The sequence below is a fragment of the Saccharopolyspora sp. NPDC049357 genome, assembly GCF_040677225.1.
Taxonomy (GTDB): domain Bacteria; phylum Actinomycetota; class Actinomycetes; order Mycobacteriales; family Pseudonocardiaceae; genus Saccharopolyspora.
Genome location: NZ_JBFAQJ010000041.1, coordinates 48,215 through 61,283, shown reverse-complemented (window position 1 = coordinate 61,283; position 13,069 = coordinate 48,215). Strand labels below are relative to the sequence as shown.

The following is a 13,069-nucleotide window of genomic DNA, read 5'->3' as shown; positions in this document are numbered from 1 at the left end:
GACTTCGGCGGCCCGGTGCGCTGCCAGCGCAGCACGTTCCACGGGCCCGTGAAGTTCTCCGACAGCGCCTTCGCCCACGAGCCCGCTGACGCGGGCAGAAGGCATCAGGGCTTCATGCTCGCGAGGACCGCGTTCGCCGCGTTCTCCCCCGAGGTCGCCGCGTCGGCGAGCGAAGGCATGTCGAGCTGGTAATCGCCGGCCAGGTGAACCGGTCCGAGGGGATCGCGCAGAGTCGGCAACGATTCACGTCGACCGGGAGCCCAGAACGGCACGACGCGACGGTGCCGGCGCACGATCCCCTCCCTCAGCTTGCCCTCCAGCTGGGGGTAGATCGAGACCAGGTCCCGGCTGAACCGAGCGACGATCTCGTCGTCGGAGAGCTCGAACGAGGAGTCGGCCGCGGCACCACCGGCGAAGCACGCCAGCGCACCGCCCGGTTTCCGCGGGCCTTCTTTGCGAAGGGCGGCAGCGTGGTTGAACATCGCCTGGAACGAGAGCTGCGGCGTGGACACCGCGAAGTAGTCGTCCCACGGTTGAGGCCCTTCCTCGTCGGTGAAGAAGCCCACGATCACGTACCGGCCGTAGCGAATGTCGTCGAACGCGTTCCGGTACGTCTGGGGAAGTCCCGGGAGGATCCGAACCGCGACATCGCTGGGAACCGCGACGATGGCGCGCTTCGCGCGCACCCGGGCCGGGCCGTGCGCTCCGACGTAGTTCACCACGACCCCGTCACCGCTGCGCTCCACGGATTCAACGGGGGACTCGAGCCGCAGGCGGTCGCCGAGATCGGCGGCGAGGATGTCGGTCAGCGTCTGATTGCCTCCGACGGGCAGAGCGAAGTTCGGCACCTCGGCCGGGTCCGCCAGCGCGAGTCCGATCGAGGTCACCAGCTGGGTCGCGGCCGTCTCCCCGGGTTCGCATCCCATCCACTGGCCCGACCACGATCGGACCACGTCCTGGGTCAACCGGGAGCGGACTCCCCGCAGCAGGTCCGCCGCGAGACGCCTGTCGAGCCTGGCGCGCACCCTCTTGGCGATGCCGCTGTCGGACTCCAGGAACGGGACCGCCGCGAAGATGCGGCCCGCGACCATCGCCATGCCCACTCGATCCAGCAAGCTCATCCGCGTGCGGAACATGAGCGCGAGCGGGTTGGCCGTGTCGACCGATTTCCCGTTGAGGACCAGCGCCACGCTCTTGTCCGCCAGCGATCCCATCTCGATGCCGTGGTGGTTGAGCGCGTCGATCAGCGGCCCGGTCCCCTCGGTGAACTGGGTCCCGAGGTTGATCCAGTAGTCACCCTTCTGGATGGTCTCGACGCGCCCACCGGGCCTGTCCGACGCCTCCAACACGACCACGTCGGTCTCATCGCGGAGCGTCGTGGCAGCCATCAAACCGGCCATGCCCGCACCGATGACGACGACATCACGGGTCTCCTCGTGCACGTGTTGCGCTGTGGTCATTTCCGCTCACTCCCGCATCCGAAGCTAAAATCAAAGTCGATTCGACTTCGAGTTTAATACCTGTACACCTCCCCTCCACAAGACGCGAACCCACCGGCGACCAATCCGGATGACCGAGGTAGGCGACAATGATCGGAGGTGAACGCCCCACGAAACGACGCCGCCGGCGGCCGTGGTGGCGAGTTCGCCGAGTTGACGCAGACCTTCAGCTCGTGCACCGGTTGACCCGGAGCACACCTCAGGTCCAGGCGTTAGGGCCGGACTGCGATCAGCCTTCGCGCTGCGCGTAGGTCTGGAGGTACGCGGTCACGAGCCGCTTGGCCTCGGCCACCACGGCGTCATCACCCTTCGGATCCTGCTTGAAGGCCATGTCGAAGAGGGCACCGCCCGCCTCGAAGGCCACGCGCATCACCAGCCTCGGCGCGCTCTCGTCGAGAAGACCCCTCTCGATCGCGATGCGCCACAGCAGCTCAGCGGTCGCGTCGTCGAAGCGCGCCACCAGTGCCGCCACCGCCTCACCGCGCCCAGAGAACCAGAGCTCGGTGCAGCTCGGATGGGCGCGGAAGTACTCGACGAGCGGATCGAACACAGCGGCAGCGGCATCGGCGAGCGACTCCAAGCCGCCGATCGCGTCAACCGCGTTCATGCGCTCTTCCAGGACCTCGATGTGCCGGCTGATGAGCGCGGCGTCGACCTGGTGGCGGTCTGCGAAGTAGTGGTAGATCGAGGCGACGGGGATGCCGGTGCGCTCGCTGATCGCCTTCAGGGTGGCGGCGTCGTAACCGTCTTCGGCGAGGAGCTCCTCGGCGGCATCCAGAATCGCCTGAACGCGGGCCACGCCGCGGCGCTGGAGAACGGCGTCGGGCCGAGCCGGGGCCTGCCGGACGGACTTCTTCTCAGCCACGCCTGCTGTCCCCCTAGCCCGACGATGTCGATACCGATTCGACATTCTACCGATTCGCCTTCTGGCTCCGCCGGGTCTCGCCTCTCTGGCCTTCTCTTCGCTGGACTCGGCGGTGTACTGCGGATACTCCAGAATCATGCCAATCGTGCGTGCGACCCACCCCTCGCCCACCCGAGTCGGATTCCGGGGGCGAGTTGTTCAGTGTCCTGACATTCCACCGTCCACGGGCAGCGTGATTCCGGTGATGTAGGAGGATGCCGGGCTGGCGAGGAAGATGATCGCGCTGTCGAGCTCGTGTTGCCGGCCCATGCGTGCGAGGGGTGACGTGTGCTGGAGGAACAGCTCGAGCTCTTCGGCCGGCACCTCGGCCGACATCTCGCTCACGAAGTATCCCGGTGCCACGGCGTTGACCCGGATTCCCCGCCGCCCGGTCCACTGCTGGGCCAGGTCGCGGGTGAGGCCGATCAAGCCCGCCTTGCTCGCCGCGTAGGCGGCTTGGGGCGCGAACGACTTGATCAGGCCCAGCACGCTGGCGATGTTGATGATGCTCGACCCGGGGCGCATGACGCGAGCGCAGGCCTGCGCCATCCAGTAGCTGCCCATGAGGTTGACGTCCACGACGCGCCGGAACTCATCGGGCTGCTCGCGAAGCGCGGGCACTGCGGTGCCAATGCCCGCGTTGTTGACCAGGACGTCGACCTGGCCGAACGCTGTCATCGCGGCGTCGGCGAGCGCGGTGCAGTCCTCCGGTTGGGAAACGTCCGTCTGCACGGCCAGGACGCGGCGTCCCTTGGCTTCGACGTCAGCCGCGACCTCGCTCATCCGGTCCTCGCGTCGCGCGGCGAGTACGACGTCAGCACCCGCGTCGGCCAATGCGCGCGCGAATCCCGCGCCCAGACCTGAGCTGGCACCGGTGACGACCGCGACCTTCCCGTCCAAGCGGAAGGTGTCCAGCACCGACATGATTCCTCTCCGTTCTGCTGCGGTGCGCTGATCAGGCCGACTGACTGATGATGGCCAGTCCTTCCTCCGCGATTCGGACGATCTCGTCGGAGAGATCGCCGAAGTCCTGACCCGCCATGGCACCCCCGGCGACGCGGGCGGCGATGCCTTGAGCGATCACCGCGAACTTGAAGTGGGCGAACGCCTCGTAGTAGTGGATGGCGTCCACGTTCCGGCCGGTGCGGGCCACGTAGCGATCAACGAGGTGATCTCTTCCGGGGAATCCCGGGAGCGTCGTGACGGTCGGGCTGAGGAGGCGTTGCGCTTCTCCGGCTTCTCGCCAGTAGAACAGCAGCAGGCCGACATCGGTGAGCGGATCGCCGAGCGTGGACTGGGTTGCGCTGCACCGGCGGCATCACGAGTGCAGCGACCGCGAAGGCGACCCGCACTCCCCCCCCAACCTCGCAGGCGACGGCCTGAAAGGACGTCTGCGCGGACTGATGCACTCCCACTTCCTGTGGATGCGCCGCCACGAGTGCCCGAACGTCGTGCACTACGCGCCCGATCTGGTCAAGAACCGGTCGCTGGTGCGGGTCGCGCGCTTCTACTGGGCGTTGTTCGCCGGCTCAGACCTGCAGCGGTTCCTCGGCGGGCTCGGCAGCCTGCGCTTCGACGCATTCGAGGAACAGATCGGCGGCCGGGGAGGTCCTCCCGCTCACCCACGCGACGTAGAGCTCGACGGTGGGCACCGGGTCGTACAGCCGCACCGGTACCGCCCGCACGTTGCCGCTGACGTGCCTGCCGCGAAGCGTCGAGGCGAATCCGACCAGGGGTTTCACCGACGTCATGATCGCCACCGCACCGGGATCGTCGACCTCGTGCTCGATGTTGAGCGTGATGCCGCTGCTCGATGCCGCGCCGAAGATCGAGTCGTACATCGCGGGGCACTGCTCGCGCCCGAACAGGATGCACGGCTCGTGCGCGAGCTCGCTGAAGGAGGCGCCAGGCCGTCCGGCCCACCTGTGGTTCGGTCCGACCACGGCGACGAGGGGGAACTTGGCCAGCGACCGGGACTCGAACTCCGCACCGACCGGCCTCCCGTAGACCATGGCCACGTCCACGTCACCGGCCCGCAGCGCCTGCATCTGCGGACCGGTGCGCATCTCGTGCAGCGTGACGCCGATGTCGGGGTGGTCGGTGTGCATCTTCGTGAGCACCGCGGGCAGGACCTGCTGACCGGCCGCGAAGTTGTACCCGACGTCGACGTGCCCCGAGCGGCCCGCGGCGGCTTCGCGGGCGGTTTGCCCGGCCTTGTACACCTGCGCCACGATCGCGCGGGCCTGGTCGCGGAATGCTTCGCCGGCGGGTGTGAGCCGGACTTCGTGCGAGGTGCGGGCGACCAGTTCGGTGCCCACGCTGCGTTCCAGTCGTTGCAGGTGCTGACTCAGCGACGGCTGCGCCAGGTGCAACTTGGCGGCGGCCCTCCCGAAGTGCAGCTCTTCGGCGATCGCGAGGAAGGATTCGAGGTGCCTGAATTCCACATTGCCCCCCGGGGCGGCTGTCGGACAGCTCTGTGCTCGACAGACGGTATGCACCTCCGAGGAACACCCGGTGAACCAAGGGCACTGCTGGTGGAGCCACGCCGTGTCCCACAGCCGAAACCGCAGACGAACGACGCTCGGTGAACTCCGTCACATGCCCCGCGGCGGTGTCGGTACGGGCCCCCGGCGCCGCCTGGGAACTCAGCCGATGTCGAACCGCGCGCCCGGTGCCGCGAGAGCGATCGGGCCTTCGTAGCTCTCCGCCGCGCACGCGCGCAGGTGCTCCAGGCTGCTCTCGTCGGCGACGGCGAAGTGCGTCAGCACGAGCCTGCCCACGCCGGCCTTCGCGGCGATGACGCCGGCGTCGGTGCCGGAGAGGTGCCCGTGGTCGCCGGTCTCCGGCTCGGCCAGCGTCGCCTCGGTGAGCAGCAGGTCGGCGTCCTCGGCGAGCTCGTGGAGCGCCGGTGTCGTCCCGGTGTCCCCGGTGTAGGCGAACGTCGCCGTCGCCGACTCGACCCGGACACCGCAGTTGGGGATCGCGTGTCGCGTCTCGTGCATCGCCACGCTGAACTCGCCCAGGACGTGGGTCTCCCCCGGTTCGTACTCGCGGACGTCGAAGGCGATCTCGAAGGCCCGGTCGAGCAACGGGAAGGTGTGCACCGGGAACAGTCCGGCCCAGCGGGCGAACAGGTCTCCCGATCCGCGCGGCACGTACAGCGGCACGGGTGTGAACCCGCTGCTCCTGATCGTTTCAACGGTGGCCCCGGGCTCGTGGGCGAGGCCGCTGAGCAGGCTCTTGCCGATGGGCAGCAGGTCGTAGCAGTGGTCGGAGTGGAAGTGGCTGATCACGATGCCGTCCAGGCTCGCGGTCTCGGCGACCGAGCTGAGCGCGGTGGCGATGCCCGGGCCGCAGTCCAACAGCAGGCGAGTCGTCCGCGTCTCCAGCAGGTAGCCCGAACTCGCCTGACCGTCGGCGGGCATCCCCGCTCGGCAACCCAGCACGGTAAGCCGCATCCTCTTCCTCCAGCGAATCCCAGGCCGCTACGGCGCAGCGACGGTTCCGGCCGAGCTTTCCGGAAGACCAACCGCGACGACAAGATCTCCACCGGAATTGAGCAATTGATATCCCCTATCAGGCGAGAATGAAATCCCACCGATCGCCTTGAGCAGGAGACGTCAACCACCATTTCGATCTCGCTCGATTCGAGATCTCAATCGTGAGTCGCTCGCTCCATTGCCCCGCCACTGGGAATCGGACGTGCACGCCTTCCAATCGTCGCTGGCCAGCATGAACATCACGTTCGCGCCAGGCCGTCGGCGAATCGGCGAATCACCGGGTGTTCACCGGAATTCCACACGGGCATGCTCACATTCCCCCGAGCACGCCCCGAGCCGCGGCAGCCAGGATCCTTCTCGGAGCCGGCGGAACAAACGTGCCCGACCAAGAACCACGACCGGAGGCGAGACCCGCAGTGAGCCGTATCCGAATTGAGGGACTGAGCAAAGCATTCGGAAATGCCCGGCGCGGCAGCACCGCCGCGGTGGATTCGGTCTCCCTCGACATCGACCACGGCGAGTTCCTGGTCCTGCTGGGACCGAGCGGGTGCGGCAAGTCGACGCTGCTGCGGATGATCGCCGGGCTCCTCCCGCCCACCGAGGGGCGCATCCTCCTCGACGACCGCGACATCACCCACGTCGCGCCGAAGGACCGCGACCTGGCGATGGTCTTCCAGAGCTACGCGCTCTACCCGCACCTGAGCGTCGCGCGCAACCTGGGTTTCCCGCTGCGCACCCGCGGTTGGTCGCGCACGGGGATCGACGGCAAGGTTGGCGAGGTCGCCGCGCTGCTCGGGCTCGAGGAGCTGCTCAAGCGCCGCCCCAAGGAGCTCTCCGGTGGTCAGCGGCAGCGGGTCGCGCTGGGCCGCGCGCTGGTTCGCGATCCGGGCGCGTTCCTGATGGACGAGCCGTTGTCCAACCTGGACGCGAAGCTGCGCACCGCGACCCGCACCGAACTGGCCGCGCTGCACCAGCAGCTCGGATCGACCTTCCTCTACGTCACCCACGACCAGGTCGAGGCCATGACGATGGCCACCAGGATCGCGGTGCTCAACGACGGCCGCCTGGAGCAGGCGGGCACACCGTCCGAGGTCTACGACACCCCGGAATCGGTTTTCGTCGCAGGTTTCATGGGTTCTCCTCCCATGAACCTCATCGACGCCCGCTTGGAGAGCCGCGGCGACCACTTGCGCGTCACGGCCCGCGACGTCGACGTGCCCTTGGAGCACCTGACCGGCGACCTGCCGTCGCGCGATGTCGTGCTCGGTGTTCGCCCCGAACACCTCGTCCTGGTCAGCGAGCACACGCGCGGCCCGCTGTTGCGGGGTGTCGTCGACGCGATCGAGAACCTCGGCAACGAAGAGGTAGCGCTGTGCTCGGTCGGCGACACCGAGCTCGCCGCCCGCGGCCCCCGGCCCCTGGGACTTCGCGCGGGCCAACCCGTCGCCTTCACCACGCTGCCCGAGCACACCCACTTGTTCGACCCGACGACGGGTCGCCGCCTGGTCTGGCGCCCGCAGCCCGACAGCGTCAGGCACGTCGCACTCGACGCCCCCGCCGTCTGACCACCGCAGACGCACCCCGCTCCCGGCACGGAGCAGCGGGTAAACCGTTCCACCGACAGGAGAACCACATGAGGGCAAGACGCACGCTCAGCGGCCTCGCCGCCGTCGCCGTGCTCGCACTGACCACTTCGGCATGCGGAATCGGCGGGCTCGGCAGCACCGAAACCCAGCCCACCTCCTCCGCCCCGGTACCCGAGCTGCGACCTGACCAGCAGGTCCAGATCGTGTTCGAGAGCTACAACTTCGGTCAGGCCGGTGCGTGGACGGACACGTTCAACGCGCTGATCGACGAGTTCCAGCGGCAGCACCCGAACATCAAGGTGACCGCGCAGAAACCGCAGGGCAACAGCCCGAACCCGGTGTCGGACACCGTTTCCAGCGTCCAGAACCAGATGATGGCCGGACACGCGCCTGACGTCGCGCAGCTCGGTTTCAGCGAGCTCGACTTCACCATCAACCAGCTCCGCGCCAAGCCGCTGGACGACCTGGTGGGACGCGAGGCCGTGCAGGCCAACTTCGACGGCCCCCGTCACCCGTTCCACGAGTCCGCGCGTGACCTCGGCGACTGGAACGGCAAGACCTACGGCGTGCCGTTCGTGTTCTCCACGCCGGTGCTGTACTACAACGCCTCGCTGTTCCAGCAGGCCGGGCTCGACCCGGCGAAGCCCCCCGCGACCTGGTCCGATGTCGAGAAGGCGGCGCTGGCCATCAAGGCGGCCACCGGCAAGAACGGCGCGTACTCCGACTGCCTCACCGAGACCAGCAAGGACTGGTGCTACCAGGCCATGGTGCGCTCCAACGGCGGGCGAGTCCTGTCCGAGGACCGCAAGACGCTCACCTTCGCCGAGCAGCCCGCCGCCGAGGTCGTGACGATGGCGCAGCAGATGGTGAAGTCCGGCGCGACACCGGTTCTCGGCCAGCGGCAGGCCTACGAGGGCTTCGGGCGCGGTGAGATGGGCATGATCCTCGAATCCAGTTCCCTGCAGGGCAACTTCGAGAAGGCCGCGAAGGGCAAGTGGGACCTGCGCGCCGCCCCGATGCCGGCTTTCGACGGCAAGGCCACGGTGCCGACCAACTCGGGGGCGTCGCTGTTCGTGCTGTCCGACGACCCGGCCAAGCAGCGCGCGTCCTGGGAGCTGATCAAGTTCCTCACCAGCGCGGACGCCTACGAGATGATCTCCAGCAAGATCGGCTACCTACCGCTGCGCACCGGGCTCCTCGACGACCCGGACGGGCTGAAGTCCTGGGCGGAGCAGAACCCGCTGATGCAGCCCAACGTCGAGCAGCTGGCCCGCCTGGAGCCCTGGACCTCCATGCCCGGAGTGAACTACCAGCAGATTCGCGACGGGATGATGGCCGCCGTGGAGAAGAGCGTCTACCAGGGCGCCGATCCGCAGGCCACGCTGCGGGCAGAGCAGGACCAGGCGGCAGCTCTGCTTCCGAAGGGCTGAAAAACGTTCCTGGAGGCCGCCCTGTCCGCAGTGGCGGCCTCCGGGGCAGGGGCGCCGGCCCTGCTGCTCACCGGGGACGACGAAGCCGAGCTCCCGAGCATGATCCACACCCACCTCTCCGAAGCGGAGTGAACCCGTGTTCGTCGAAGTACCCGCACCCGCGCGGACCGCGCCGCCGACCGCGCACCGGGCTTCGCCGCTCAGGCGAATCCTGCGGGCAGCACCTCCCTACCTCTACCTGGCGCCGGGACTCGCGCTGCTGGTCATCTGGACCTACCGGCCGCTGGTGCAAACCGCGCAGCTGTCCTTCTACTCGTGGAACCTGCTGCCCACGTCCCCCATGGTGCCGGCAGGCACCGACAACTACGAGCAGCTCCTCGCGGCACCCGAGCTGGGAAACGCCGTGGGGTACACCCTCGCGGTCATCGCCGGACTGCTGCCGTTCACCGTGGTGATCCCGGTCGTCGTGGCGCTGGCGACCCGCCAGGTCAGCGGACGCGCCCGGGAGCTGTACCGCGCGCTGATCTTCACACCCATGCTGGTCGCACCGGTTGCCAGCGCGGCGGTGTGGCAGTGGCTTCTCGATCCGGGATCCGGTGCGGTGAACCGGTTCCTGGGTGTGGACGTCAACTGGTTGTACGAGAGCGTCCCGGCGCAGATCTCGATCATCGGCATCACCGGCTGGCACCTGCTCGGGTTCGCCGTTCTGCTGGTGTCGGCGGGCCTGTCCGGCATCAACGACGACTACTCGGCCGCAGCCCAGCTCGACGGCGCCACCCGCTGGCAGGCCACCCGCTGGATCACCTTGCCGCTGCTGTCACCGACGCTGGTCTTCCTCGTGCTCATGACGGTGCTCCTCGGAGCGCAGTGGACGTTCCCGCTGATCGACACCCTGACCCAGGGCGGTCCCGCAGCAGCGACCACGCACCTCTACTACCTGCTGTGGGACTACGGCTTCCACAGCCACCAGGCCGGTCTCGGCGCGGCAGCGGGCGTGATCTTCTTCGCGACCTTCGGCGTCGTCGCGCTGTTCCTCGTCTGGCTGTCCGACCGCATCAGCCACCACGACGACTGATCGCTGAAGTGCGAAAGCAGGCGACCGATCTCATGACCACCTCCACGCTGGAACGCGATGCGACGAGCGACATCGCGGCCGTCGAGCAACATGCGGAGTCCGATCTCCCCGTCGGGACCCGAAGCCGATCGCGGGCCATCTTGGGGCACGTCATCCTGGGCGTGCTGGGCCTGCTGTGCGTGCTTCCCATCTACTGGATGTACGCGACCTCGCTCCGCGCGCCCGGCGACGTGCTCTCGCTGTCACCGCTGCCCTGGCCGCTGTCGGTGGACAACTACGTCTACGCCTGGACCACGATTCCCATCGGGCCCATGCTGGCCAACACCCTCGTGGTGGCACTGGTGACCGCGATCGGCCAACTGCTCACCGGCCTGTTCGCCGCCTACGCCTTCGCGGTCTGGGAGTTCCGCGGCAAGCAGGTGCTGTACCTGCTGTTCGTCGGCACCTGGCTGGTGCCGTTCCAGGTGTCGATGCTGCCCAACTACCTGCTGCTGCTCCAGCTCGGCGTGCTCAACACCATCGCAGGCGTGATCCTGCCGTCCCTGTGCTCTGCACTGAGCGTCCTCATGCTCCGCCAGCACATGCGCAGCTTCCCCAAGGAGCTGCTCGACGCAGCAAAGATCGACGGACGGTCGTCCTGGGCAACGCTGTGGACCGTCGTCGTGCCCAACCTGCGTCCAGCGCTAGCGGCACTGGGCATCCTGCTGTTCGTGCAGGCCTGGAACGAGTACTTCTGGCCCGCCCTGGTGCTCCAACGCAGCAACGCCATGGTCCAACTCGGCATCCGCAGCTTCATGGGCACCGAAGGCAACGACTGGGGTCCCCTCATGGCAACAGCCGGACTGGCATGCCTACCGGTGTTCGCCCTCTACCTCGTCCTCCAACGCCACATCGTCAACGCCTTCATCCGTTCCGGCCTGAAATGACCCGTGCACAACAGCGCCATCGTCTTACCGTTGGCGTGGCGCCGCGCTGCACTCGTGGCACGCTTGCTCGGTTTCGTAGGCGCGGGCCTGGATGGTGAACAGTTCTCGGTACAGGCCGTTGGCTCGCATCAGTTCTTCGTGGGTTCCGGTCTCGGCGACGCGTCCTGATTCCATGACGACGATGCGGTGTGCGCGCCGGATGTTGGCCAGCCTGTGCGTGACGAGGACCGTGGTGCGATGGGCGTCGTCCAGGGATCCCTTGGTCGCGCGCTGCAAGCCGGCGAACACCCGGGCTTCGGCCTTCGCGTCGAGCGCGGCGGTGGGTTCGTCGGCGATCAGCACCGCCGCGTGTTCGCGGAAGATCCCGCGCCCGACGCTGAGTCGTTGCCACGATCCGCCGGAGAGCTCATGGCCTCCGCGGAACTGCCGCGACAGGACCGTGCCCGGCCCTTGCGGGAGCTTGGCGAGGACTTCATCGGCGCCGGACTCGCGCAGGGCGGTCTCCCAGGTGGCGCCGTAGGGCTGCGGGGCCGCGAGGTTTCCGATGCGGATGTTGGTGTCGGCGGTCATGGGCCACCGCGCGGGGTCCTGGTCGATCAGGGCGATCTGCTCGTACACGCTTCGGGCGTCCGCGGTGGCCAGATCCACCTCGTCCCACAGCACTCTGCCCTCGGTCGGTGGATACAGCCCGGTGATGAGCTTTCCCAGCGTGGTCTTGCCGGATCCGTTCTCCCCGACCAGCGCCACGACCTCGCCGCGGTGGAAGGTCAGGTCGATGTCGACCAGCGCGGGTTCGTCGGCGTCGGGATAGGTGAACGAGACGTTCTCCAGCCGAATGGTCTCCGGGTTGCGGGGAGCGCGCACCCCGGCCGCGGGCCTGTGGCGTCGCGCCGACTCGGCGAGCAGTTGGGTGTAGAACCGCAGGTAGAACGAGTGCTCGTAGAGGCGGTTGACCGACACCATCGTGGTCGACAGCGAGCTCGCCGCGGCCCGCATCGCGATGACGGCGGCTCCGGCGATGGCCAGTGGCATCGCGCCGGTGTAGAGCAGCGCGCCGAGCACGCAGTAGGCCAGGCCGGTGCCGGTGCCGGCCAAGGTGCGTCCGATCAACCGCGTCCAGGTCTGCCGATGTTCGGCGCGGATCGCCTCCTCGGTGACCTGATCGGCGATGCGGCGGTGTTCGGTCAGCAGCGGCTCCTGCAGGTTCAGCGCGGCGCGTTCCGTGCCCACATCGCGTGCGACCAGCAAGTTCTCCACGACGTGCAGCCGCAGCCGGCGGGTCACCAGGCTCAGGAAGTTCACGTAGCCCTGCTTCGCCGCGCGCATCGACGCCCACGCTTCGGCCACCGTGGGCACCAGCAGCGCAGGCAACAACCAGGGATCGAGCAGCGCCGCCGTGATCAGCGCGGCCGCCAGCGACACCAGCGCCGAGGAGATCGAAGCGATGCTGCGCACGCTCGACTCCACGGCCTGAACACCTTGATAGCCGCCCTGCCGGGCCAGTTCCTGGAAGTCGGAGTCCTCCCACGCCAGCAGCTCCACCTCGGCGACCTCGGAATTGAGCCGATCCTGGGCCGCACGACGCACGAGCGGCATCAGCACCCCTTGCACCGCCGACACCGCGCTGTCCAACAAGCCGCGCAAGGCGAAAGCCGCCACCACAGCGGCGATCGCCGGCAGCGACGCGACCACCCGCTCCGGCGTGGGTCCGGCCGTCAGCAGTTGCGTCAGCACCCCGGCCGTGGCGAACAGGCCGAACGCCGAAGCGCAGCCCGAAGCCAACTGGACCACACCGGCCAGCACCGTCCGGCCGGGCGAAGCCCGAAACGACAGCCCGACCACCAGCCTCGCCGCCATCGGCAGCTCGCGGACCGTCTGCCACAAGCTCGCGCCCGCGACCTTCTGATCCACCTCCGCCCACCTCGGCGGCTCCAAGTCCTCAACACCGATCAGCGCACCGTCCGCCGACCCGGACGTGCGTCGGTGCCCGTTCCTGCTCCCCAGCATGCAACTCCGCACGTTTCCTCAACCCGGGCTCGACGCACCGCCGACCACGCCGCACACCTGCACTCCGAACACCCTGCGGGCGAGGAGCCTCTCAGCGGTCCTCTGGCCAGGACAGCCACAACGCCTGTGGCTTCCGGAGCCA

The 13,069-nt window shown here is 68.3% G+C and carries 11 protein-coding genes; 4 read left to right on the top strand and 7 right to left on the bottom strand.

Going from position 1 to position 13,069, the window contains the following annotated elements; genetic code table 11:
• Positions 1–104: 104 nt before the first annotated feature.
• The 6 genes from AB0J91_RS26935 to AB0J91_RS26910 form a co-directional block, all read right to left on the bottom strand.
• A complete protein-coding gene (locus AB0J91_RS26935) occupies positions 105–1,460 on the bottom strand; it encodes an NAD(P)/FAD-dependent oxidoreductase (RefSeq protein ID WP_363874163.1) in 1,356 nt (451 codons plus the stop codon).
• A 268-nt stretch (positions 1,461–1,728) separates the two neighbouring features.
• On the bottom strand, positions 1,729–2,364 hold the full coding sequence (locus AB0J91_RS26930; protein WP_363874160.1) for a TetR/AcrR family transcriptional regulator: 636 nt from the start codon (positions 2,362–2,364) through the stop codon (positions 1,729–1,731).
• 198 nt (positions 2,365–2,562) lie between these two features.
• Positions 2,563–3,327 carry a 3-oxoacyl-ACP reductase family protein gene (locus tag AB0J91_RS26925; RefSeq protein WP_363874157.1) on the bottom strand — a complete coding sequence of 255 codons (765 nt, stop codon included), beginning with the start codon at positions 3,325–3,327 and terminating at the stop codon, positions 2,563–2,565.
• A 31-nt stretch (positions 3,328–3,358) separates the two neighbouring features.
• A complete protein-coding gene (locus tag AB0J91_RS26920; RefSeq protein ID WP_363874154.1) occupies positions 3,359–3,535 on the bottom strand; it encodes a hypothetical protein in 177 nt (58 codons plus the stop codon).
• 397 nt (positions 3,536–3,932) lie between these two features.
• On the bottom strand, positions 3,933–4,847 hold the full coding sequence (locus AB0J91_RS26915; protein ID WP_363874151.1) for a LysR substrate-binding domain-containing protein: 915 nt from the start codon (positions 4,845–4,847) through the stop codon (positions 3,933–3,935).
• Between the two features lie 201 nt (positions 4,848–5,048).
• Positions 5,049–5,861 carry an MBL fold metallo-hydrolase gene (locus AB0J91_RS26910; protein WP_363874148.1) on the bottom strand — a complete coding sequence of 271 codons (813 nt, stop codon included), beginning with the start codon at positions 5,859–5,861 and terminating at the stop codon, positions 5,049–5,051.
• A gap of 527 nt (positions 5,862–6,388) precedes the next feature.
• Here AB0J91_RS26910 and AB0J91_RS26905 point away from each other — a divergent pair.
• The 4 genes from AB0J91_RS26905 to AB0J91_RS26890 all read left to right on the top strand — a co-directional run bounded on the left by AB0J91_RS26905 (position 6,389) and on the right by AB0J91_RS26890 (position 10,920).
• On the top strand, positions 6,389–7,468 hold the full coding sequence (locus tag AB0J91_RS26905) for an ATP-binding cassette domain-containing protein (RefSeq protein WP_363874145.1): 1,080 nt from the start codon (positions 6,389–6,391) through the stop codon (positions 7,466–7,468).
• 68 nt (positions 7,469–7,536) lie between these two features.
• Positions 7,537–8,919: an ABC transporter substrate-binding protein gene (locus AB0J91_RS26900; RefSeq protein WP_363874142.1), complete on the top strand. Its 1,383-nt coding sequence runs from the start codon at positions 7,537–7,539 to the stop codon at positions 8,917–8,919.
• A 136-nt stretch (positions 8,920–9,055) separates the two neighbouring features.
• Positions 9,056–9,994: a sugar ABC transporter permease gene (locus tag AB0J91_RS26895; protein ID WP_363874139.1), complete on the top strand. Its 939-nt coding sequence runs from the start codon at positions 9,056–9,058 to the stop codon at positions 9,992–9,994.
• Positions 9,995–10,026: 32 nt separating this feature from the next.
• On the top strand, positions 10,027–10,920 hold the full coding sequence (locus tag AB0J91_RS26890; protein ID WP_363874136.1) for a carbohydrate ABC transporter permease: 894 nt from the start codon (positions 10,027–10,029) through the stop codon (positions 10,918–10,920).
• Positions 10,921–10,944: 24 nt separating this feature from the next.
• Here the strand turns inward: AB0J91_RS26890 and AB0J91_RS26885 are convergent, their stop codons facing one another.
• The gene (locus AB0J91_RS26885) at positions 10,945–12,831 is read right to left on the bottom strand and encodes an ABC transporter ATP-binding protein (RefSeq protein ID WP_363874133.1); all 1,887 of its coding nucleotides are present in this window, start codon (positions 12,829–12,831) and stop codon (positions 10,945–10,947) included.
• Between the last annotated feature and the right edge of the window lie 238 nt (positions 12,832–13,069).

What these genes read in the sequence shown, in the direction of transcription:
- AB0J91_RS26935 (WP_363874163.1), bottom strand. Translation starts at nt 1,460, where the DNA reads ATGACCACAGCGCAACACGTGCACGAGGAGACCCGTGATGTCGTCGTC.
- AB0J91_RS26925 (WP_363874157.1), bottom strand. Translation starts at nt 3,327, where the DNA reads ATGTCGGTGCTGGACACCTTCCGCTTGGACGGGAAGGTCGCGGTCGTC.
- AB0J91_RS26910 (WP_363874148.1), bottom strand. Translation starts at nt 5,861, where the DNA reads ATGCGGCTTACCGTGCTGGGTTGCCGAGCGGGGATGCCCGCCGACGGT.
- AB0J91_RS26900 (WP_363874142.1), top strand. Translation starts at nt 7,537, where the DNA reads ATGAGGGCAAGACGCACGCTCAGCGGCCTCGCCGCCGTCGCCGTGCTC.
- AB0J91_RS26890 (WP_363874136.1), top strand. Translation starts at nt 10,027, where the DNA reads ATGACCACCTCCACGCTGGAACGCGATGCGACGAGCGACATCGCGGCC.